The sequence below is a fragment of the Streptomyces sp. NPDC030296 genome, from assembly GCF_055572815.1.
This window is the reverse complement of record NZ_JBVICQ010000008.1, coordinates 407,518-429,622: the sequence shown is the minus strand read 5'-3', so window position 1 is coordinate 429,622 and position 22,105 is coordinate 407,518. Positions and strand designations below refer to the sequence as shown.

The 22,105-nt window shown below is 72.3% G+C and carries 19 protein-coding genes; 4 read left to right on the top strand and 15 right to left on the bottom strand.

Annotated elements, in window-relative coordinates; translation table 11 throughout:
* Positions 1 to 35: 35 nt before the first annotated feature.
* From ACZ4Z3_RS24835 to ACZ4Z3_RS24805, 7 genes are all read right to left on the bottom strand, one after another.
* A complete protein-coding gene (locus tag ACZ4Z3_RS24835) occupies positions 36 to 824 on the bottom strand; it encodes a carbon-nitrogen hydrolase family protein (protein WP_468503047.1) in 789 nt (262 codons plus the stop codon).
* A 226-nt stretch (positions 825 to 1,050) separates the two neighbouring features.
* Positions 1,051 to 2,274 carry an MFS transporter gene (locus ACZ4Z3_RS24830; protein WP_468503046.1) on the bottom strand — a complete coding sequence of 408 codons (1,224 nt, stop codon included), beginning with the start codon at positions 2,272 to 2,274 and terminating at the stop codon, positions 1,051 to 1,053.
* Positions 2,275 to 2,436: 162 nt separating this feature from the next.
* On the bottom strand, positions 2,437 to 3,906 hold the full coding sequence (locus ACZ4Z3_RS24825) for an HAD-IA family hydrolase (RefSeq protein ID WP_468503045.1): 1,470 nt from the start codon (positions 3,904 to 3,906) through the stop codon (positions 2,437 to 2,439).
* Between the two features lie 304 nt (positions 3,907 to 4,210).
* Positions 4,211 to 5,284, bottom strand: a complete 1,074-nt coding sequence (locus ACZ4Z3_RS24820; RefSeq protein ID WP_468503044.1) for an ABC transporter ATP-binding protein — start codon at positions 5,282 to 5,284, stop codon at positions 4,211 to 4,213.
* Between the two features lie 3 nt (positions 5,285 to 5,287).
* Entirely contained in the window at positions 5,288 to 6,133 is an 846-nt protein-coding gene (locus ACZ4Z3_RS24815; protein ID WP_468503043.1) for an ABC transporter permease, read from the bottom strand.
* Entirely contained in the window at positions 6,121 to 7,023 is a 903-nt protein-coding gene (locus ACZ4Z3_RS24810) for an ABC transporter permease (protein WP_468503042.1), read from the bottom strand. The genes ACZ4Z3_RS24815 and ACZ4Z3_RS24810 overlap by 13 nt, the downstream gene beginning before the upstream one ends.
* Positions 7,020 to 8,171: an ABC transporter substrate-binding protein gene (locus tag ACZ4Z3_RS24805; protein ID WP_468503041.1), complete on the bottom strand. Its 1,152-nt coding sequence runs from the start codon at positions 8,169 to 8,171 to the stop codon at positions 7,020 to 7,022. Before ACZ4Z3_RS24805 ends, ACZ4Z3_RS24810 begins: the two co-directional genes overlap by 4 nt.
* A gap of 226 nt (positions 8,172 to 8,397) precedes the next feature.
* Between ACZ4Z3_RS24805 and ACZ4Z3_RS24800 the strand changes: the two genes are divergently transcribed.
* Positions 8,398 to 9,138, top strand: coding sequence for a GntR family transcriptional regulator (locus ACZ4Z3_RS24800; RefSeq protein WP_468503040.1), 741 nt, complete (start codon positions 8,398 to 8,400; stop codon positions 9,136 to 9,138).
* Between the two features lie 42 nt (positions 9,139 to 9,180).
* Here the strand turns inward: ACZ4Z3_RS24800 and ACZ4Z3_RS24795 are convergent, their stop codons facing one another.
* From ACZ4Z3_RS24795 to rpe, 6 genes are all read right to left on the bottom strand, one after another.
* A complete protein-coding gene (locus ACZ4Z3_RS24795; RefSeq protein ID WP_055517441.1) occupies positions 9,181 to 9,633 on the bottom strand; it encodes an Lrp/AsnC family transcriptional regulator in 453 nt (150 codons plus the stop codon).
* 10 nt (positions 9,634 to 9,643) lie between these two features.
* Positions 9,644 to 11,110 (bottom strand): amino acid permease, encoded by a 1,467-nt coding sequence (locus tag ACZ4Z3_RS24790; RefSeq protein ID WP_468503039.1) that lies wholly within the window; start codon positions 11,108 to 11,110, stop codon positions 9,644 to 9,646.
* Between the two features lie 291 nt (positions 11,111 to 11,401).
* A complete protein-coding gene (locus ACZ4Z3_RS24785; RefSeq protein ID WP_468503038.1) occupies positions 11,402 to 12,844 on the bottom strand; it encodes a GuaB1 family IMP dehydrogenase-related protein in 1,443 nt (480 codons plus the stop codon).
* Between the two features lie 130 nt (positions 12,845 to 12,974).
* On the bottom strand, positions 12,975 to 13,328 hold the full coding sequence (locus tag ACZ4Z3_RS24780) for a barstar family protein (RefSeq protein ID WP_468503037.1): 354 nt from the start codon (positions 13,326 to 13,328) through the stop codon (positions 12,975 to 12,977).
* Between the two features lie 198 nt (positions 13,329 to 13,526).
* The gene (locus ACZ4Z3_RS24775) at positions 13,527 to 14,570 is read right to left on the bottom strand and encodes a sugar-binding transcriptional regulator (RefSeq protein WP_468503036.1); all 1,044 of its coding nucleotides are present in this window, start codon (positions 14,568 to 14,570) and stop codon (positions 13,527 to 13,529) included.
* A 138-nt stretch (positions 14,571 to 14,708) separates the two neighbouring features.
* Positions 14,709 to 15,395 (bottom strand): ribulose-phosphate 3-epimerase, encoded by a 687-nt coding sequence (rpe, locus tag ACZ4Z3_RS24770; protein WP_468503035.1) that lies wholly within the window; start codon positions 15,393 to 15,395, stop codon positions 14,709 to 14,711.
* A 131-nt stretch (positions 15,396 to 15,526) separates the two neighbouring features.
* On the opposite strand from rpe, the gene ACZ4Z3_RS24765 reads away from it, so the two are divergent.
* Entirely contained in the window at positions 15,527 to 17,644 is a 2,118-nt protein-coding gene (locus ACZ4Z3_RS24765; RefSeq protein ID WP_468503034.1) for an MMPL family transporter, read from the top strand.
* Between the two features lie 42 nt (positions 17,645 to 17,686).
* Complete coding sequence (locus tag ACZ4Z3_RS24760) at positions 17,687 to 18,310, top strand: hypothetical protein (RefSeq protein WP_468503033.1); 624 nt, start codon at positions 17,687 to 17,689, stop codon at positions 18,308 to 18,310.
* A gap of 72 nt (positions 18,311 to 18,382) precedes the next feature.
* Here ACZ4Z3_RS24760 and ACZ4Z3_RS24755 read toward each other — a convergent pair whose 3' ends face one another.
* A complete protein-coding gene (locus ACZ4Z3_RS24755) occupies positions 18,383 to 19,813 on the bottom strand; it encodes an RsmB/NOP family class I SAM-dependent RNA methyltransferase (RefSeq protein ID WP_468503032.1) in 1,431 nt (476 codons plus the stop codon).
* A 207-nt stretch (positions 19,814 to 20,020) separates the two neighbouring features.
* The gene (gene fmt / locus ACZ4Z3_RS24750; protein WP_468503031.1) at positions 20,021 to 20,965 is read right to left on the bottom strand and encodes a methionyl-tRNA formyltransferase; all 945 of its coding nucleotides are present in this window, start codon (positions 20,963 to 20,965) and stop codon (positions 20,021 to 20,023) included.
* A 393-nt stretch (positions 20,966 to 21,358) separates the two neighbouring features.
* Between fmt and ACZ4Z3_RS24745 the strand changes: the two genes are divergently transcribed.
* Positions 21,359 to 21,976: a hypothetical protein gene (locus tag ACZ4Z3_RS24745; RefSeq protein WP_468503030.1), complete on the top strand. Its 618-nt coding sequence runs from the start codon at positions 21,359 to 21,361 to the stop codon at positions 21,974 to 21,976.
* The last annotated feature ends 129 nt before the right edge of the window (positions 21,977 to 22,105 follow it).

Here is a 22,105-nt window from a genome sequence, read left to right as displayed (position 1 = left end):
GGAAAGCGGCGGGGCGGGGCGGGCGGGAGAGAGGGTCAGACGAGGGATCCGTAGAGACCGGGGCGGCGGTCCGTCAGATACGGGTTCGCCTCGCGGGAGGCCACGACGAGGGCGGGGTCGACGTCGGCGAGGACGAGGTCCTCCTCGCGTCCGGCGCGGGTGCGCGCGACCCCGTCGGGCCCGGCCAGCGTGGACAGCCCGACGAACTCGAACTCCCCTTCCCGGCCGACCCGGTTGACGTACGCGACGTACATCTGGTTCTCGAAGGCCCGCACCGGGATCATCGACTCGGCGACGAACTGGAACGGATGCATCTGGGCCGTGGGCACCACCAGCAGGTCGGTGCCGGCGAGGGCGTGGGCGCGGACGTTCTCCGGGAACTCCACGTCGTAGCAGATCATGATCCCGACGCGGACGCCGTCCAGCTCGGCCTGGACGACGGGCTGCTCGCCCGGCGTGAAGTGGTCCCGCTCGAAGCAGCCGAAGAGGTGCGTCTTGCGGTAGTTGGCGAGCCGGGTGCCGTCGGCGGAGACGAGCTGCGCCGAGTTGAAGACGACCTCGCCGGACCGCTCGGGGTAGCCGTACGCGACGGCCAGACCGTGGCGTCCGGCGATCTCCGCGACCGCGTCGGCCGAGTCGCCGTCGGCGGGCTCCGCGAGCCGGGCGATGTCGTCGCCGATCGCGTACCCCGTCAGGAACATCTCGGGGGCGATCAGCAGCCCCGCCCCGGCACCGGCGGCGCGGCCCGCGGCCTCGTCGAGCACCTTGAGGTTCTCGACGACCGAGCCGGGGCGGCCGGAGCTCTGGAGCAGGGCGATGCGCATGCGCGTTCCTCACCGGAAGGAGGGGGTCTGGGGGTCATGTAGACGGTACGGGCGGCTGACCAGGCCGGACAAGGAGGAGCCGTTGCGCGCCGGTGAGCGGTTCGTTGCGTCCTGGGCCGGGTCCGCGGCGATTCGTTGCGCGCCTCGGACGGTGCTTTCCCGTCGTGCGGGGCCCGGTGGGGCTGCCCCGTCACGGACGGGACGGGGCAGCCCCACCGGGCGGCTGTCAGGGGCGTGCGGTGGACGTCCCCCGTCTCGCGACCAGGGCCAGCGCCGTCACCAGGTAGGGCACCGCGAACGCCGCGAAGACGGTGCTGTGGGCGTGGTGTGCGCCGAGCAGGGCGTACCCGGCGAAGACGGCGACGGTGGCCAGTTCGGTGCCCATGCTCGCCACCGAGGTGAGCGTGGCCCGGCGCTCCCCCTCGATACGGTCCTGGAGCCGGGCGTCGACCAGCACGTTGACCAGCTGGAAGCCGCCGAAGGCGACACCCACGAGGGCGACACCGGCGGGGGTCGCCGTCAGGGCGCCCCCGGCGAGGGCGAGGGCCGAGACGGCGAGGACCACTCCGAGCCCGGCCGTGCCGAGGCGTTCGCCCACACCGGTCAGCAGACTGCCGACCGTGGGCCCGGTCCAGATCAGCAGCAGCAGGTACGGCACCGTCTGCTGGGCCACACCGGTGTCGCGGACCAACAGCGGGGTGTACTCGTCGAGGGCGCCCCAGACCGCGCCGACCGCTGGGACCAGGAGCAGGGCTCCGCGCACGGAACGGCTACGGCGGGCCTCGGCGAGCCCGGTCCTCAGGGTCGTGAGGGTGGAGGCACGGTCAGCGCCGCCGGCGGCCGTCGGACGGTGTTCGGGGAAGCGGGTCGCCAGCGCCGAGGTCAGCACGCAGACCAGGACGCTCGCCGCCCCGACGGCCGGGTAGCCGCCGAGGTCGAGCACCGGCCCGGCCAGCCCCATCGCCGCCATCACGGCGATCATCCCGGCCGCCTGGGCCCGGCCCATCACGCGCGCGTACCGGTCGGCGGCGCCGAGCCGGTCCAGCTCGTCGTAGACCAGCGCCTCCAGCGCGCCGGAGCCGAGCGCTCCGCGCACGCCCCACAGCACGAAGCCGAGGGCGAAGGCCCAGTACGACGGCACGATCACCCACAGGGCGAAGCCGACGGCGGTGAGCAGTGGGCCGAGCCACAGCAGCAGCCGTCGGGAGACGGCGTCGGCCCAGGCACCGGAGGGGACCTCCAGCAGGATCCCGGTGATCGACCACAGGGCGAACAGCGAGGAGACCTGCCAGAGGGACAGGCCGGTGTCGCTGAACAGCAGCGCGTACACCGGGTACAGCAGCACGAAGTCGTCGAGGAACGCGTAGCCGTACAGCGTGGCCGTCAGCCGGCGGACACCGGTGGTCCGGAGGTCCGCGGCGCGGGGCGCACGCGCAGGTGAGAGTGTCATGAGGCCTTCCCGCAGGGGCGATTCGGACGTCGGAGGTACGGCGTCCGAGGCGGCCCTCGGGAGGCACGGCTGGTGGATCAATGTCGCCAGGTCATGGCACCGATGCTAGCCGGGCCGTCCGGCCCGACCCAGGGGATTTCGGCCGTCACCCCTCGGCGGCCGTCACCCCTCGACGGCCGTGCCGAGCGCGAACGTCGTGACGACCGCCGCGTGGTCCGACGGCCAGTCGTTGTCCTCGACGTCCGGCCAGGTGCGGGGCGTGCCGCGCACGTAGGTGCGGGAGTCGAGCACGGCCAGGCCCCGGTGCAGGACGAAGTCGATGCGGTCCTGCGGCTCCGGGCGGCCGCTGCCGTCCTCGTGCTCGACGTGGATGGGCGACCAGGTGTGGCCGGGGTCCCGCACGGGGTCGGGGTGTGCCTCGCGGTAGGAGTCGCGCAGGCCGGCCGCCTCGGCGGCCCTGGTCACCGGCCAGTCGACCTCGGGCCGGTCGAGGTGCGAGGGGCTGTTGAAGTCGCCCACCAGGACGACCGGCACGGTGCCGTCGAGCCGGCGCAGGCAGTCCCGCAGCTGGCCGAGGCGAACCTCCTCGTGGGCGATCAGCTCGTCGGCGCCCAGCCCGTCGAAGGCGGCCTCGTAGGGCCCGTACGGCTTGTAGTCCAGGTGGACGGTCCACACGTCGACCTCGGTGCCGGTGCCGGTCCTGACGCGGACGCCCGCCGCCCCGTAGAAGCCGACGTGCGGGTCGCCGAGGCGGGCCGTGATCGGGTGGCGGCTGATGACGCCGAGGTTGTCGCCGGCCCGGTGGTGGTGCCAGCCGAGCGCCTCGGCGAGCTCCTCGGCGGCGGTGCCGTACGTCTCCTGGAGGCCCACCACGTCGGCCCCGGTCTCGGCGATCACCGCGAGCTGTTTGGCGCGGTGGTCGCGGACCTTGGTGCCGCCGTGCCAGAGGTTCCAGGTCATCACGCGCAGAGTGGGTCCGTCGGGGGCGACCAGCCGGCGCAGGCTCGCCGGGGTCACGTCCGCCAGGCTCTCCCGCACGGTCCGGCCGGGCGCCTCGTCGATCGGCGCGAGCGAGGGCACCGCGAGGACCACGCAGCCCGCCGCCTCGGCCGAGGCGACACCGGTCTCGGTGTCCTCGACGGCCACGCAGGCGGCCGGGTCGACGCCGAGGGCGCGGCAGGCGGCGAGATAGGGGTCGGGGGCGGGTTTGGTGTGCTCGGTGTCGTCGGCGGTGACGGAGACGGCGAACAGTTCACGCCCGAGGACGTCGAGGACGGTGTCGGCGACGGCACGGGGCGACGCGGTGACCAGGGCGGTGGGGACGCCCTCGCGGGCCAGCGCCCGCAGCAGCTCCAGGGCGCCCGGCCGGGGCACGATCCCGGTGCGGACCCGCTCGGCGAACTCCCGGTGGAGCGCGGCGGCCAGTTCGGCGAACGGCGCGTCGGTGATCCCGGCGAGCCAGGCGGCGGTGTGCTCGACCGGGCGGCCGAGGACGTCCGGCTGGTCGGCCCCGGTCAGCGCGCGTCCGAGGCCGGCGGCCACGTCTTCCACCGCCTCCCACCAGAGCCGCTCGGTGTCGACGAGCGTGCCGTCCATGTCGAACAGGGCGGCCTGCAACGGGGGTCGGGACAAGGGCTTCTCTTTCCGTGGGGTGTCGGGACGGTACCCGGCCGCGGGAGCCGGACGGGGTCATCGGTGTGGCACGTCGGCCGGGTGGCCGTCAGCGGACGGCACGCGGGCGGGGCGGGCGGCGCGGACCCCGCAAGGCTCGGTGGCAGCGCGCGGCCCCCATGGCTCGCGGGCTGCGCGCGGGGCCCGCAAGGACCGATCGCAGCGCACGGCCCACCAGGACCCGGTCGCAGCCCGCGGCCCACAGGACCCGGTCGCAGCGCGGCCCGTGGCGCGGGATGGCAGCGTGGCCCGCGGAGCGGGGTGGTCAGGGCGTGGCACGGGGGGCGACCAGCACCGGTCGCTCCGGGAGACTCACGGACACGGCCGTTCCCGCGCCGAGGGTCGCCGCCTCGTGGGTGGGCAGGTCGGCCTTGACCTCGGTGCCGTCGGCGAGCCGTACGGTGAGGCGGGTGGCGGCGCCGAGGAACGCGGAGGCGACCACGCGGGCGTCCCCGGTGTCGTCGGGCCGTACCCCGACCGCCTCCGGGCGCACGAGGACGTCCACCTCGTCGCCGGTCGGCGCCGTCCCGTCCACGGGCAGCCGCCGCCCGAGCACCTCGACCGTCGTACCGTCCAGCCGTCCGGGTATCCGGCTCATCGTGCCGACGAACTCGGCGACGAAGGCGGTGGCCGGACGCCCGTACAGTTCGACGGGCGCCGCGCACTGTTCGAGCCGCCCGGCGTGCATCACGGCGACCCGGTCGGCCATGGACAGGGCCTCCTCCTGGTCGTGGGTCACGAACAGGGTGGTGATACCCAGCTCCTGCTGGAGCCGGCGGATCTCCTCGCGGAGCGTGAGCCGCACCTTGGCGTCGAGGGCGGACAGCGGTTCGTCGAGCAGCAGGACGCGGGGCCGCAGGGCGAGCGCCCGGGCGAGGGCGACGCGCTGCTGCTGGCCGCCGGAGAGCTGGTGCGGATACCGGTCGCCCTTGTCGGCGAGGCCCACGAGGTCGAGCAACTCGGCCGCGCGGGAACGCCGTGTAGCCGTGCGCACCTTGCGCATGCGCAGCCCGAACGCCACGTTGTCGAGGGCGCTGAGGTGCGGGAAGAGGCTGTACGACTGGAAGACCATGCCGGCGTCGCGCCGGTGGGCCGGGACGCGGGTGACGTCCTCCCCGTCGACGAGCACCTCGCCCGCGTCGGGGTGTTCGAAGCCGGCGAGCATCCGCAGGGCGGTGGTCTTGCCGCAGCCGGAGGGGCCGAGCAGGGCGAGCAGTTCGCCGGGCCGGACGGTCAGGTCGAGTCCGTCCAGGGCGACGGTCGTCCCGAACTCGCGGCGCAGTCCCCGGAATTCGACGGTGGCGGCGGTGTCGGTGGCGGTGGTCTCAAGCACGGTCATGGTTCATCCCCGTGAGGCGGAAGCGGTTGGGGTGCGTCCGCCGAAGGAGGCGAGCGCGAGGAGCATGGCCCAGGTGACGAGCAGGCTGAGCACCGAGACGGCGACGGAGAGCTGGGCCTGCGAGCCGCTGACGTTGACGATCCACACGGCGAACGGCCTGAAGCCCAGCAGCTGGGCGACGGTGAACTCGCCGAGCACGAGGGCCAGGGTGAGGAACGCGGAGTTCAGCAGGGCCCCGCGCAGATTGGGCAGCACGGCCCGCACCAGCGCCTGCGGCCAGTTCGCCCCGCAGCTGCGGGCGGCCTCGACGAGGGTGCGGACGTCCATGGCGCGCAGGCCGGCGTCGAGGGCCCGGTAAACGAAGGGCAGCGCCATCACGACGTAGGCGAGGACCAGCACCACGGGGAAGTCGGGGTTCTGGATCGCGACGAACGTCTGGAACAGCGGGGTGCGGGAGAGGTGTTCGGGCCCCCACTTGAGCACGGTGCCGAGCCCGGCGACGAACGCGATCGGCGGCACCACCAGCGGCAGGGAGCACACCACCTCCACGACGGGCCGCAGCCGGGGCGCGCCGAGCCGCAGCGCGACCATGGCGGGCACCATCAGCAGCAGGACGACGGCGATGGTCGCGGCGGCCAGCTCCAGCGACAGCAGCAGGCTGGAGACGAAGCCGTCGGTGCCGAGGATCCGCGTGTACGCGTCGAAGGTGACGCCCTCGCCGGGAACGTCGACCGTGAAGATCACGGAGGCGGCGAGCGGGACGAGGAAGTACAGCCCGGCGCACGCGAGGACGAGCGGGCGCCACAGGGCGGGGCGCCGTGCCGCGCGCCCGGGGTTCAGGCCAGCCATCGGGCGCTCCGACGTTGCAGGGGCAGGTAGACGGCCATGACGAGTCCGGCGATGAGGACCATGTCGAGGCTGAGGGCGAGCGCCACGTTCTCCTGGCCGACGAGGACGTTGCCGGAGATGGCGTCGGCGATCTGGAGGGTGACCAGCGGGATCGAGCTGCCCACCATGGCCGCGGCGGTGGCGTACGCGGCGAAGGCGCTGCCGAAGAGGAGCACGAGTCCGCCGAGCAGGGAGGGCGCGAGGACGGGCAGGGCGACGTGGAGCCAGTACTGGAGGCCGGTGGCGCCGTTGTTCTGGGCGGCCTCCCGCCACTGGACGCGCAGTCCGTCGAGGGCGGGGGTGATGGTGAGCACCATCAGCGGGATCAGGAAGTACAGATAGACGATGACCAGGCCCCAGAAGCTGTAGAGGTCCCAGCCCTTGTCCGTGAGGCCCAGCTGGCGGGTGAGCACACCGGAGTTGCCGAGGGTGGCGACGAAGGCGAAGGCGAGGGGGACGCCGCCGAAGTTGGCGAGCACCCCGGAGGCGGTGAGCACGGCCTCGCGCAGCGCCGGGAAGCGGGAGGTCACCACGGCCTGGGCGAGCGGCAGCCCCAGCACGGCGGCGAGGCCCGCCGAGACGGCGGAGAGTTTCACGCTGCCGAGCATGGCCGTGAGGTAGGCCCCCTGCACGGAGGCCGCCATGTTCGCCGTGGTGTACGACGTGGCCGCGGTCGCCTGGTCCTTGACGGTGAACGCGCCGTTCAGCATGGCGAGCGCGGGCAGCCCGAACGCGACGGCGACGAAGGCCAGCAGCGGGAGCACGGCGAGCCATCCGCCGGGGCGTGGCCGCCGCTTCGGGGAAGCGGCGGCCACCAGCGGGGTGTCGGCCTCGGTGGCGACGGCGGTCACCCGGAGACCGCCTTGGCCCAGCCCTGTCCGAGCACGTCCTTGGCCTTGGTCTGCTGGTCCTCGGTCGGGAACTCGGGGGTGCCCTCCACCTCGGGCAGCTTGGCCGCGGCCGTCTTGTCGAGCGTGCCGGCCTTCTCCATGGCGGGCATCAGGGCCGGGCGGGCGTATCCGGCGAGCCACAGGTTCTGGCCCTCGGCGCTGTAGAGGTACTCCTGCCACAGCCGGGCGGCGGCCGGGTGCGGCGCGTCCTTGTTGATGGCCTGGGAGTAGTACTGGGAGAACTTGCCGTCCTCAGGGACGACGACCTTCCAGTCGACGCCCTTGGACTTGAACTCGTCGGCGTACCCGGCGTTCAGATAGTCCCAGTCGATGCTGATGGGCGTCTCGCCCTTCTCGACGGTGGCCGGGGTGGACTCGACGGGCGTGTAGTTGCCGTTCTTCTTCAGCTTGGCGAAGAAGTCGAGGCCGGGCTGGATGTCGTCGAAGGAACCGCCGCTCGCCAGGGACGCCGCCCACACACCGCCGAAGGCCGAACCTGACTTGGTGGGGTTGCCGTTGAGGGCGACCTGGCCCTTGTACTTCGGCTTCAGCAGGTCGGCGAAGGTCTCCGGGCACTCCTTGACGCGCTTGGCGTCGCACCCGATGGATATGTAGCCGCCGTAGTCGTTGTACCAGCGGGCCTTCGGGTCCTTCTGGCCCTCGGGGATGTCCGCGAACGCGGCCACCTTGTACGGCGCGAGCAGTCCCTGCTGGGCGGCGCTCAGCGCGAAGGAGCTGCCGAGATCGAGCACGTCGGGCGCGCGGTCCTGTCCCTTGCGGGAGGTGACGGCGTTGATCTCGTCCTGGCTGGCCCCGTCGGGGTTCTCCACCTCGATCTTGATCCCGTACTTCTTCTGGAAGCCGTCGATCAGCGCGCCGTAGTTGGCCCAGTCACGGGGCAGGGCGATCGCGTTGAGCTCGCCCTCCCGCTTGGCGGCGGCGATCAGCTGGTCCATGCCGCCGAAGTCCTCGGCCGAGGTCGCTTTGGCCGCGTTGACGCCGTCGCCGCTGGTGGTGGTCTCGGGTGCCGCGCCACAGGCACTGAGGGTGAGGACGGCGGCGGCGAGGGCGCCGCCGATGACGGCGGTTCTCGGCGGGAAGAGGTTCACGGGCTCTCCAGGGGTACGCGCAGGGACGATCTGGGTGGAGCACTTGTCTGAACAAGTTGGCCTCATTAGGTCCGCGCTTCATATCACGCGCGTAAACTCCGGCGAAATACTCGTGCACGTTTTCCCGCACAATCACCGGCGGACGCGCTCCTTCAGCGGCCTCTTCCCCGGCTCGTTAGGCTGGTCGCGCTGTACACAGCCGGTGACCGGACGACGGAGGGGGAGCATGGCCGCGCGACACGAGGAGATCGCCGAGGCGCTACGGCGCGCGATCGACCGTGAGGACTACACGGTGGGGAGTCTGCTGCCCCCGGAGACCGAACTCGCGGCCCGCTACGGCGTCTCGCGCGGCACCGTCCGCCAGGCGGTGGCGACGCTGACCGCCGAGGGGCTCATCGGCTCGCGTCAGGGCGCCCGGCGGGTGGTGCTGGCCGGCCGGCGCAGCCAGAGCTTCGCGGAGCTGCGCAGTTTCGCGCAGTGGGCGCGGGCGATGGGCCGTGAGGCGACGGGCCGGGTGATCACCCAGGAGTGGCGCACGGCCACGGCGGAGGACCGGGTCCGCCTCCAGCTCGACCCGGGCACCCGCGTCCTGCACGTCCTGCGGCTGCGCGGTCTCGACGGCCGGCCGGTCCTGCTGGAGCGCACGGTGTACGCGGACTGGATCTCCCCCGCCGTCGAGCACATCGAGGCGGACTGCCCGTCGGTCACCCAGCGTCTGCTGGACGACACCGGGCTGGTCTTCGCCTACGGCGAGCACGTCATCGACGCGGTGGCGGCCGGCGCCCGCGACGCCGAGCTCCTCGCCGTACGCCGGACCAGCCCCCTCCTGCGTGTCCGACGCGTCACCACCACGCGCGAGGGCCGACCGGTGGAATGGTCCGACGACCGCTACCGCCCGGACGCGGTGAGCTTCAGCGTGCACAACTCGATCGGCAACAACGCGCTGGCGAGGAAGACCGCGGAGTGACGTCGAGCTCCCGGCCCACCAGACCGCTGACACACAGAGCTCTCAGGCGGGCGACCCGGATGAGAACCGCCGCAGCAAAGGGGAGAGAACGAGCACGGACTTCGTCCGCTCCACGAACGGCTCCCCCGCGATCCGCTCCAGCACCCGCTCGAAGTGCCGCATGTCCGAGGCGAAGACCTGCACCACGGCGTCGGCCTCCCCCGTGACCGTCGACGCGGCGACGACCTCCTGGTAGCGCTCCAGCCCCCGCTGGATGGTCTCCGGCGACGTGTTGCGCCGGCAGTAGATCTCGACGAACCCCTCGGTCTCCCAGCCGAGCGCGGCGGGGTCCACCCGGACCGTGAACCCGGTGATGGCGCCGGTCGCCCGCAGCCGGTCCACGCGCCGCTTGACCGCGGGCGCGGACAGGCCGACGAGTTGGCCGATGTCGGCAAAGGAACGGCGGGCGTCCTCGGCGAGGGCGTGCACGATGCGTTCGTCGAGATCGTTCAGCACTGCGGGTGGATCACTTCTCTGGAGTCGCGAGACGGGAGCGGCGATAGCCGTAACTGAAGTAGAACACGAGCCCGACGGCCATCCAGACCCCGAAGACCACCCACGTGATGGTGTCGAGGCTGCCCATCATCCACACGCAGAACGCGAGCCCGAGCGCGGGCAGCACCGGCGACAGCGGCACCCGGAAGGTCCGCGGCATGTCGGGCCGCGTCCGCCGCAGCACCACGACCGCCACGTTGACCAGCGCGAACGCGAACAGCGTGCCGATGCTGGTGGCGTTGGCGAGCTCCCCGAGCGGAACGGCCGCGGCGAGCACACCGCAGAACAGCGACACGATGACGGTGTTCACCCGAGGGGTCCCGGTCTTCGGGTGGACCCGCGAGAACACCTTGGGCACGAGCCCGTCCCGCGACATGGCGAAGAGGATGCGCGTCTGGCCGTAGAGCACGGTCAGCACGACGCTGGCGATGGCGATGACCGCGCCGGCGGCCAGCAGCGTCCCCCAGAACGCGTCGCCGGTGACGTCCTTCATGATCCCGGCGAGCGCGGCCTCGGAGCCGTCGAAGCCCTTCCACGGCCGCGCCCCGACGGCGACGGCGGCGACCAGCACGTACAGCGCGGTCACGATGATCAGCGACAGCATGATGGCCCGCGGCAGGTCCCGCTGCGCGTTCTTCGCCTCCTCGCCGGCGGTGGAGGCGGCGTCGAACCCGATGTACGAGAAGAAGAGGGTCGCCCCAGCGGCGCTGACGCCGGCCATGCCGAGCGGCATGAAGTTCTCGTAGTTGCCGGAGCGGAAGCCCTGGACGCCGATCAGGCAGAACAGCAGCAGCGCGGCGATCTTCACGACCACCATGATCGTGTTGGCGCGGGCGGACTCACGGGCGCCGCCGAGCAGGAACGCCATGGCGAGCAGGACCACGATGAGGGCGGGGAGGTTGAAGATCCCGCCGTCACCGGGCGGCGCCGACAGCGCGTCCGGGATGGTCACGCCGAGGGTCCCGTCGAGCAACTCGTTCAGGTACTCGCCCCAGCCGACGGCCACGGCCGACACCGAGACGCCGTACTCCAGGACCAGGCACCAGCCGCAGACCCAGGCGACCAGCTCACCCATCGTTGCGTACGCGTACGAGTAGGAGGAGCCGGAGACCGGGATGCTGCCGGCCAGCTCCGCGTAGGAGAGGGCCGAGAACAGCGCGGTGAGGCCGGCGATCACGAAGGAGAGGGTGACGGCGGGCCCGGCCTTGGGGACGGCCTCGCCGAGGACGACGAAGATGCCGGTGCCGAGGGTGGCACCGATGCTGATCATCGTCAGCTGCCACATGCCGAGGGAGCGCCGCAGCGAGCCGCCCTCGCCCTGCCCACCCTCCGCGACCAGGCGTTCCACGGGCTTACGGCGCATCAGCCGTCCGGCGACACCGCCGGGTGGCGGGACGGGGTGACTCTGCTGCTGCGGGGGTGCGCCTTGGTCGAGCACGCGCCGGCTCCTTCATCGAATGGGTTCAGGGCGAGGGAGGACCGACACCACAGCAACCGAGGGCCACCGAGCAGGAGGTCCCCGCAACGCCACGTACAGCGCACGACCCTATGAGCCAGGGCTTTACATGCGTAATGCGGCAACCTTGCGCAGCCACGCAAGATCGTTGCGTTCCTCGGGGAGGGGCGTGCGTTCGTTGCACGCCTGCTTCACACCGTTGCGACCGGTGCCTTTCGGGGCCGGCGTACACGCAACGAAGTCACCCCTCCCTCGGAGGACGTTCGGCAGCCGTCAGCTCCAGCTGGCGTGGAGCGGCTTGCCCTCCGCGTACCCGGCCGCGCTCTGGACGCCCACGACGGCCCGCTCCGCGAACTCCTCCAGCGATCCCGCGCCGGCGTACGTGCACGACGACCGCACGCCTGCGATGATCGAGTCGATCAGGTCCTCGACCCCGGGCCGCGCCGGGTCCAGGAACATCCGCGACGTGGAGATGCCCTCCTCGAACAGCGCCTTGCGCGCCCGGTCGTACGCCGACTCCTCGCTCGTGCGGTTGCGCACCGCCCGCGCCGAGGCCATGCCGAACGACTCCTTGTACAGCCGCCCCCCGGCGTCCTGCTGGAGGTCGCCCGGCGACTCGTACGTCCCCGCGAACCACGACCCGACCATCACGTTGGACGCGCCCGCGGCGAGCGCCATGGCCACGTCACGGGGGTGTCGGACGCCTCCGTCGGCCCACACGTGCTTGCCGTACTTCTTGGCTTCCGCCGCGCACTCCAGGACCGCCGAGAACTGGGGCCGCCCCACACCGGTCATCATGCGGGTCGTGCACATGGCGCCGGGTCCGACACCGACCTTGACGATGTCCGCACCCGCCTCGATGAGATCGCGGACGCCCTCGGCGGCGACGATGTTGCCCGCGGCGATCGGCACCCGGGGGTCGAGGTCCCGCACCAGCTTGATCGCGCTGATCATCGACTCCTGGTGCCCGTGCGCGGTGTCGATGACGAGCGTGTCGACGCCGGCGTCGAGCAGTTGCTTCGCCTTGCCCGCGAAGTCGCCGTTGATGCCGACGGCTGCGGCGACGCGCAGCCTGCCGTTCGCGTCGACGGCCGGGGTGTAGAGAGTGGCCCGCAGGGCGCCCTTGCGGGTCAGGATGCCGGCGAGGCGCCCGTCCTTGTCGACGGCGGGCGCGTAGCGGCGGTTGGCGTGGTCGAGGCGGTTGAAGGCCTCGCGGGGGTCGATGTCAGCGTCGAGGAGCAACAGGTCCTTGGACATGACGACTTCGAGCTGGGTGAAGCGGTCGACCCCGGTCAGGTCCTGGTCGGTGACCACACCGACGGGCCGCAACTGGTCGTCGACGACGACGCCCGCGTTGTGGGCGCGCTTCGGCAGCAGGGCGAGCGCGTCGGCGACGGTCTGGTGCGGGTTGAGCACGATCGGGGTGTCGAGGACGAGGTGGCGGCTCTTGACCCAGGAGATGACGTCGGTGACGACCTCGATGGGGATGTCCTGCGGAATGACCACGAGGCCGCCGCGGCGGGCGACCGTCTCGGCCATGCGGCGGCCGGCGATGGCGGTCATGTTGGCCACGACGAGCGGGATGGTGGTGCCCGTGCCGTCCGGGGAGGCCAGGTCGACGCCCTGCCGCGATCCGACGGCGCTACGGCTCGGGACCATGAAGACGTCGTCGTAGGTCAGGTCGTACGCGGGCTGGATGTCATTGAGGAAACGCACGTGCCGCACATCCCAGTCGTTCAGAGGTGACCCCCTGACAGGACCGCCAGGGGGAAGAGCACGTACTTCATTGTCCCATGTCAGCGGGTATGGGCGTCCCCGACGGATCGTCCAGAGGACCGGGCGCGGGCTAGGAGGATCCTCCGAGAGCGAGCACGACGCGCAGATCGGTCCCGGTGCCCGCCCAGCGGTCCACGGCCTCGGCGAACACCTCCTGAGCCATGCTCCAGTCGTTCGGCTCGGCCAGCGCGTACTCACGCCAGCCGGTGATCACGACCAGCCGTCCGCGTACGGGCGGCGCCCACGACAGGTCCGTGAGGCAGTCGGCGAGGGCGTCCCAGTTGCGGCCGAAGTGGTCGGGCAGGTCCAGGGCGCGGGTACAGCGGTCCATGAACGCGGGTTTGTCGGTGACCCCGGTGAGGTCCAGCTCGACGTGGAGCCAGTCGCCGGCGCCCAGCACCTCCGCCAGTGTGCTGCCGCTCATCTCCGTACCGCCTTCGTCTCGGTACCGCCGTGACCGACGCCTGGTGGCGGTCGGCTTCCTCCGTCCCCCGCGTTCTCCGTCCCCCGGCACCGACCCGCCAGAGCGCGAGGGGCGGACCGCCGCGGCACCTGCCGGTGCCACCGCGCCCGCCCCCGCCCGGCTCCCCGCCGGGACCGTCCGTTGTGCTCCCGTGGCCGCTCAGTTCCCGTCCGGGTCCGCGCGGTTGAGCGCGGGGCGGGGGGTCTGTCCGGCCGTCAGCAGGGAGTCCGCCGCGGACGTGTCGGTGACGAGGCTGGTGACCAGCCCCGACCGCAGCACCGCGTCGATCGCCGCCGCCTTCCGCTGTCCGCCGGCGATCGCGACGACCTCGGGGATACGGCGGAGCTGGTCGGCCTTGACCGTGATGCACCGCTCCCCGAGGTCCCGCCCGACCCGGCGGCCCTCGGCGTCGAAGAGGTGCGCGGACATCTCGGCGGCGACACCGAGGGAGGCGTAGTGGGCCCGCTCCTCGTCGCTGAGCATGTCGTGCACCGTGGAGATGCCCGCCTCCCAGGAGCCGATGGAGACACAGGCGACCGTGACCTTGTCGAAGTACTCGAAGGCCCGGGCGATCCCCGTCTGGTGGCGCAGGGCGGCCGCGGTGGCCGCGTCCGGCAGCAGCATCGGCGCGTAGATGGGGTGGGCGTCGCCGCCCGACACCTGCGCGGCCCGCCGTACCGCCTCCACCGAGCCGCGCTCGGCGGTCCCCGCGTCGTAGACACCCGTCAGCTGCACCACCGTGCACGGCGGCAGCCGGTCGAGGGCGGCCGCCATGTGGATGGTCGAGCGCCCCCACGCCAGCCCGAGGACATCGCCCTCGTTGACCAGTTCACCGAGCAGGTCCGCGGCCACCTCACCGAGGTTCTCGGGGTCGGGCGACTCCTCGGCCTCGGCCGGGGACTCGACGACCACGGCGTGCCGGAGGCCGTAGCGGGCACGCAGGGCGTCGGAGCGCTCGGCGTCCAGTTCCGCGGGGACTCGGATCTCGATGCGTACGAGATCCCGCTCGAGGGCGGTCTCCAGGACACGGGCCACCTTGAAGCGGCTCACGCCGAACTCCTCGGCGATCTGGATCTTGGACTTGCCCTCGAGGTAGAAGCGGCGGGCCATCGCCGCCGCCTGAACCAGCTCAGCGGGTCCCATCCGCATGGCTGACCGGCCCGCCGACATACCCGACACGGCCATCTCCTCACTGCTCTTCACACATGGATACGCCGTTCATCCTTGCAGATCCGACGTTTTCGATCAGCCGGAAGGAACGCCGTTCACGTTTCCTTGGCCCGGAGGTCGCCTGACCTGCCCCGCCCGTCCGGCGGTCGCACGGTCGTACGACAGGGTGTCTCAGTGCCCGCAGGCCCATCCGGCGGTGGCCGTGGCGGCGTCGGCCTGGGCGCGCAGGGCGCGGACCGCCTCGGCCGGGTCGTCGGCCCCGTACACCGCGGAACCGGCGACGAAGACGTCGGCGCCCGCCTCGGCGCAGCGCTCGATGGTGGACGCGGCGACGCCGCCGTCGACCTGGAGCCACAGGTCGAGGCCGTGCTTGCTGATCAACTCGCGGGTCCGGCGGATCTTGGGGAGCATGATGTCGAGAAAGGCCTGGCCTCCGAAGCCCGGTTCGACCGTCATGATCAGCACCATGTCGAGCTCGGGCAGCAGGTCCTCGAACGGTTCGATCGGCGTCGCCGGCTTGAGCGCCATGGAGGCCCGGGCACCCTTGGCCCGGATCTCACGGGCGAGCCGCACCGGTGCGGCGGCCGCCTCGGCATGGAAGGTGACGGAACCGGCACCCGCTTCCACGTACTGGGGCGCCCACCGATCGGGGGCCTCGATCATCAGATGACAGTCCAGCGGCGTCTGCGTCGCACGGGCCAGGGATTCTACGACCGGCACACCGAGCGTGAGGTTCGGGACGAAATGGTTGTCCATCACGTCTACATGGAGCCAGTCGGCCCCTTCGACCGCTTTCGCCTCGTCGGCGAGACGGGCGAAGTCGGCGGACAGGATACTTGGGTTGATCTGCGCGGCCATGGACCAAGCCTGCCATGCCCTCCGGGGGTAGCGGGGCCGGGGTGGGCACCGTGGTACGTCGGCCGCGGGCCGTCCCTGCTCGCGCGCGCGGTTCCCCGCGCCCCTGGGGCGGCGAGGTCGCGAGGGTTGTCATGACGAGGGGCCAGGGTGTCGGCCACCTGGTGTGCGGGCGGCGCGCGAAGTGGGTCGTGCTGGGGCTGTGGCTGGTCCTGCTCTTCGTGGTGGCACCGCTCGCCTCCAAACTGACCGACGCGCAGGACAACGACGCGGCGTCGTGGCTGCCGGGCTCCGCCGAGTCCACACAGGTCCTGGAGATGTCCGAGGACTTCAGGCCCGAGCAGATCCCCGCGGTGGTCGTCTACGCCAGGGAAAGCGGGCTCACCGCCGAGGACCGGGCAGCGATCGAGCAGGACGTGCGGGAGCTCAAACAGCTGACCGATCACGGGATCATCGGCGCCCAGACCCGGGGGCCGGTGTACGACCGGGAGACCGACCCCAGGGCCGCCCAGATCTATGTGCCGATCACGATGGACGAGAAGGGCTGGGAGCGGATCGCGCCGGCGGTCGACTCGATCCGCGACGACGTGGGTGAGGGCGGCGACGGGCTCGCCGTGCACATCACAGGTCCGGGCGGGACGAGCGCCGACTTCTCCGAGGCCTTCGAGGGCATCGACTCCACCCTGCTGCTGTCGGCGATGGCCGTCGTCATCGTGATGCTGCTGTTCACGTACCGCAGTCCGACCCTGCTGGTGATCCCGCTGCTCGCGGTGGTCGCCGCGCTGTTCACGGCCCAGGCGCTGATCTATCTGCTGGCCGAGCACGCGGGGCTGACCGTCAACGGGCAGAGCGCGGGCATCCTCACCGTGCTGGTCTTCGGCGCGGGCACCGACTACGCCCTGCTCCTCGTCGCCCGCTACCGCGAGGAGCTGCGCCGCCACGAGGACCGCCATGAGGCGATGGCGCTGGCCCTGCACCGGGCGGGCCCGGCGGTGATCGCCTCGGGCGCGACGGTCGTGCTGAGCATGCTGGTGCTGCTGGCCGCCGAGATGAACTCGACGAGCGGTCTCGGCCCGGTGGCCGCCATCGGCGTCACGGTCGCGCTGCTCGCGATGATGACGCTGTTCCCCGCCCTGCTGGTGATCGTGGGCCGCTGGATCTTCTGGCCGGCCGTCCCGCACCTCGGCACCGCCGACCCGACCGAGCGGGGCGTGTGGGCGCGGATGGGCCGGCGGATCTCCGGCCGTCCGCGTACGACCTGGATCGCCACGGCGGCCGCCCTGGCCCTGTGCTCGCTGGGCCTGATCCAGCTGCGCGCCGAGGGCATCTCCAACGCGGACGCGTTCACCGGGAAACCGGACTCGATCGTCGGCCAGGAGGTCTCCGCACGCTACTTCCCCGCGGGCAGCGGCGATCCCCTGGTGATCATCAGCAACCAGGCACAGGCCCGCGAGGTGGGCCGCACGGTCGCCGACACCGAGGGGGTCGTACCGGACTCCCTCGGGCTGCCGCCGGGCACGAAACCCTTCCACGAGGGCAAGGTCCTCTTCGAGGCGACCATGTCCGACCCGGCCGACAGCGAGGCCGCGAAGGACACCGTCGAACGGGTCAGGGACGCCGTCCACGCGGTCCCGGACGCCGACGCGCAGGTCGGCGGCGGTACGGCGGCCCTGCTCGACATGGACAGGGCCACCACGCACGACAATCTGCTGATCATCCCGCTGGTGCTGCTCGTGGTGCTGCTGATCCTCTGCGCCCTGCTGCGCGCGCTGATCGCCCCACTGGTGCTGATCGGCACGGTGATCCTGTCGTTCGCGGCGGCCCTCGGCATCAGCGCGCTCGCGTTCCGCCATCTCTTCGACTACGCGGGAGAGACGACGGACTTCCCGCTCTTCGTCTTCGTGTTCCTGGTCGCGCTGGGCATCGACTACAACATCTTCCTCACCACCCGCATCCGCGAGGAGGCCGCCCACCTGGGCACCCGCAAGGGTGTCGTGACGGGCCTCGCGGCCACGGGCGCGGTCATCACCTCGGCGGGCCTCGTCCTGGCGGGCACGTTCGCCGCGCTCGCCACCCTGCCCATGGTCGCCTTCGCCGAGATCGGCTTCGCGGTCGCCCTCGGCGTCCTCCTCGACACCCTGATCGTCCGCTCCGTCCTCGTCACGTCCCTCTTCCTGGACATCGGCCCGAAGGTGTGGTGGCCGCACCGGCTGGCCCAGGAGGACAACCCCCGGGCGCCCTCGTCGGTCTGAACCGTCGTCAGACGGTGGCGTACGGGGTCCAGGGGGCAGCCGGTGAGCTGGTTCGACAACATGATGGACAAACTGGAGGACGTCCTGGAGGCGGGCGACCCGGATCGTCTGTGGACGGACTTCCTGGGGGCGAGCCACGACGTCCACATCGCCGAGGAGGCGCTCCGCGAGGCCGAGGAGAAGCTGGCGGCCGCCCGGGAGCGCGCCCTGGAGGGCGATCTGGCGCCGGCGCTCAAGAAGGAGATGCGCAGGGGCAGGCACACCCTGTCCGTGCTGTACCTGCTGCGCGAGGTGGGAGGTGACCACCCGGACCTGGTCCTCGCCCTGCTCCCGGAGCTCTACGACTGCTGTCTGGGCATCAACAAGGTGAGCATCTGGGGCCGCGAGATCCTGCGCACCCTCGCCCGGACCACCGACCTCCACGACGCCCTCGCGCCGCTGGTCACGAGGACCCTGGGCGACGAGGACGAGCGGGAGGACCTGGAGGCGATGAACGGCCTCGGCATGCTCCTGGACGACGTCGGCGACACCGCCCTCCTGGCCCGGTGGCACGAAACGGTCCGCAGGTCACAGGACCCCGACGTACGCGAACTCGCCGACGCCTACGAGCCGGACGACGAGACCACCGGGGAGGAGCCGCCCGACGAGGCGGCGCGACGCGGCTGAGGCCCCGGGACCGGTCCGGAGGAGCCGTCGCCGCCCCTGGCGCGAAGCCCGGCGCCGCGCGGAACCCGGTGTTCAGGCGGTGCGGCGAAGCAGAGCCAGGTACATCGCGTCCGTGCCGTGCAGATGCGGCCACAGCTGGACGTCGGGGCCCTCGCCGAGCGCCGGTACGCCCTCCAGCATGGGCCGCGCGTCGATGAGGTCGGCCGTGTCGCCGTACTGCTTGAGGACGTCCGCGACGACCGCGCGGGTCTCGGCGAGGTGCGGCGAACAGGTCGCGTACCCGACGACACCGCCGACCCGTACGGACTCCAACGCGGTCCCCAGCAGGGCCCGTTGCAGCGGGGCGAAGTTGTCGAGGTCGTCCGGGCGGCGCCGCCAGCGCGCCTCGGGCCGCCTTCGCAGCGCCCCGAGCCCCGTGCAGGGCACGTCCATCAGCACCCGGTCGAAGGAACCGGGCCGCCACGGCGGACGCGTACCGTCGGCCGCGATCACCTGATACGGCCCGGGGTTGCCGTCGAGCGCCTTGGCGACCAGGCCGGCGCGGTGCGGCTGCTTCTCGGAGGCGAGCAGGACGGCACCGCGTTCGGCGGCGAGCGCGGCCAGCAGCGCGGCCTTGCCGCCGGGTCCGGCGCACCCGTCCAGCCAGGCCCGGTCGGGCCCGTCGAGCGGCGCGTTCGCGAGGGCCAGCGCCACGAGCTGGCTGCCCTCGTCCTGCACACCGGCACGGCCTTCCCGTACGGCGTCGACGGCGCCCGGCTCCCCGCCCTCGGTGAGCCGCACGGCGTAGGGCGACCAGCGCCCCGGCATCGCGGAGTCCTCCCGGAGCAGTTCCTCGGTGGTGGCCCGGCCCGGACGGGCGACCAGCGTGACCTCCGGCCGCTCGTTGTCCGCCTCCAGCAGGTCCTCGATCCCGGCCCGACCTCCGCCGAGCGAGTCCCACAGCGCGGAGACGACCCACCGGGGGTGCGAGTGCACGACGGCGAGATGGTCCTCGGGATCCTCGTCGTACGGCGGCGCGACCCGCTCCAGCCAGCCGTCGAGGTCGTGCTGGGCGATCTTCCGCAGCACGGCGTTCACGAACTTGGCGCGCCCGTCGCCGAGCACGACCCGCGCGAGGTCCACGGACGCGGAGACGGCCGCGTGCGTCGGGATGCGCGTCCCGAGCAGCTGGTGCGCGCCCAGGCTCAGCACGTCCAGCACCGGCGGGTCGACCTCGCGCAGCGGCCGGTCCACGCACGCGGCGATCACCGCGTCGTAGGTCCCCTGCCGGCGCAGCGTCCCATACACCAGCTCGGTCGCCAGCGCCGCGTCCCGCGCGTCGAACGCGTCGGGTCCCTCCTTCTCCCGTGCCTTCCGCAGCAGCGGCGGCAGGACGAGATTCGCGTACGCGTCCCGCTCGTCGACGGCCCGCAACGCCTCAAAGGCGAGGAGGCGGACGGGGTCCTTCTGGGGCCGTCGGTACGGCTTGCCCGGCTTACGGGGAGGGCGGGACTGCTCACTCACGAAAAAGGTGCTCCGGATAAGGGATGAGATGGCACGACCAGCGTACGACGCGGGTCGGCGGTGGGGGCGGGGCCCTGGGGCGATACCTCCGGGCGGTGCCCTCGGTGCCGCGGAACCGCCTCTAGGGCCTGTCGTTTGGATCATGCCTGGGTCGCGGCAGCCACAAGGTGCCGTAGCCCGAAGCCGGCATGATCCAAACGACAGACCCTAGACGGCGCTCTCGGTGCCGAGGGACTCCCCGGAGGAGATGCGCACGCCGCGCGCCCAGTCGGCGGCCCGCATCGGCTTCTTGCCCTGGGCCTGCACCCAGAGCAGCTCCACGGCGTACGAGCCGGTCCCGGCGTACACGTTGTTCTTCCCGACCTCCAGCGCGCCCGGCGCGAGTTCGGTTCGCTCGGGGACCGGCGCGACATGGATGAGCTTCAGCCGCTCGCCCCGGAACGTGGTCCACGCGCCCGGCGCCGGTGTGCACCCGCGCACGACCCGGTCGACCCGCAGCGCGGGCGCCGCCCAGTCGATCCGCGCGTCGTCGACGGTGATCTTCGGGGCGAGGGTGATCCCGTCGGCGGGCTGAGGCACCGCCTTCAGGGTGCCGTCCTCGATCCCGTCCATGGTGGCGGCGAGCAGTCCGGCCCCCGCGAAGGCGAGCCGCGTCAACAGGTCGCCGCTGGTGTCCGTGGGCCGGATCTCCTCGGTGACCGTCCCGTACACCGGCCCGGAGTCGAGCCCCTCCTCGATGAGGAACGTGGACGCCCCGGTGATCTCGTCCCCCGCCATGATCGAGTGCTGCACGGGCGCGGCGCCGCGCCAGGCGGGCAGCAGCGAGAAGTGCAGGTTGACCCAGCCGTGCGCGGGGACGTCGAGGGCGACGCGCGGCAGCAGGGCTCCGTAGGCCACGACCGGGCAGCAGTCCGGCGCGATCTCCCGCAGCCGGGCGAGGAAGTCCTCGTCCCTCGGCCGGTTCGGCTTCAGCACCTCGATGCCGGCCTCCTCGGCCCGCTGCGCCACAGGGCTCGCGACGAGCCGCCGTCCCCGTCCCGCCGGCGCGTCCGGCCGCGTCACCACCGCGGCCACCTCATGCCGCCCCGACGCGATCAGCGCGTCCAGGGCGGGAACCGCGACCTCGGGGGTACCAGCGAAGACAAGCCTCATGGGTGACTGTCGGCCTCTCGGACGGAACTTCAACAACCCCTGCACACAAGACACAGGACAACGCACCAGTCTATGCCCCGGCTCCCCCGGCGACCGCTCGCACCCCGTCGACCGTCGACCGTCGACGCCGACCGCCGACCGCCGGCCGCCAACAGGGTGTGCTGTCATCGGTCGGCGCACTCCTGGGAAACCCCCGCGTATCGGCCGCCCCGCACGGGCGGTGCGCGGGCGGGAGATCACGTCGCACAGCCACCCCCACGCGCCCCGCGCATATGCCCCCACGCCCCCACCCCGTTACCAGCGGAGCGGATCCGCGTTGGTCAAGAAAGAGTTGACCACTACCGACCGCAATCGCGGTACTTCCTTTTCAACGCCGGTTCGAGAGGCTTGTTCATGGCCGACCACGCAACCCACGACGCCCAGGCTCGGGCCAGCCTGCACTTGCTGGTGCGGGACATCGAGCGGGTCCGCCGGCAGGTGGACGCACTACGCACCCTCACCGCCCAACTGGGCAATGTCTACCGCCCGCGCCGCTCCGGCCCCTCCACGGGCTTCGTCGTCTACGGACGCGCCCCCGCCCCGACCGTCCGCCTCGCCCAGGAGCTGCGGGACAGTGTCGAGACCCTGGTCACGGCCGCCGTGGACTTCGACCGCTCACTCGGTTTCTCGTGGGACGCGGTGGGCTCGGCCCTCGGGGTGACCAAACAAGCGGTGCACCGCCGCTACGGCGCCCGCCGCGCCGCCGCCCAGGCAGCGGCCGAGGCGGAGCGCACGGGAGAGCCGCAGGGCAGCCGCACCGTCAACGTGGGCTCCGGCCTGCCGACGGTCCCCGCGGCCCGCTCCATGCCGAGCCAGCTGCCCGGACAGATGCCGGGCCAGATGCCGGCTCAGATGCCGAGCCAGATGACGGGCCCGATGCCGAGTCAGATGCCCACGCAGCCGACAGCCGGCAGCCCCACCCTCCGGGACGAGGCAAGACCCACGGCCTTCCCCGGCCCGCGCAACGGCTGACGCCCCAAGACTGCCTCCCGGCCCCCACCGGGAGGCAATGCCGTACGCCGGGCGACAGCGTCGTAACAAGGCCCCGCGCTCACCGGCTCCCCCGCTCCCCCGTACAGCGACACCCCCAGAACCACCACC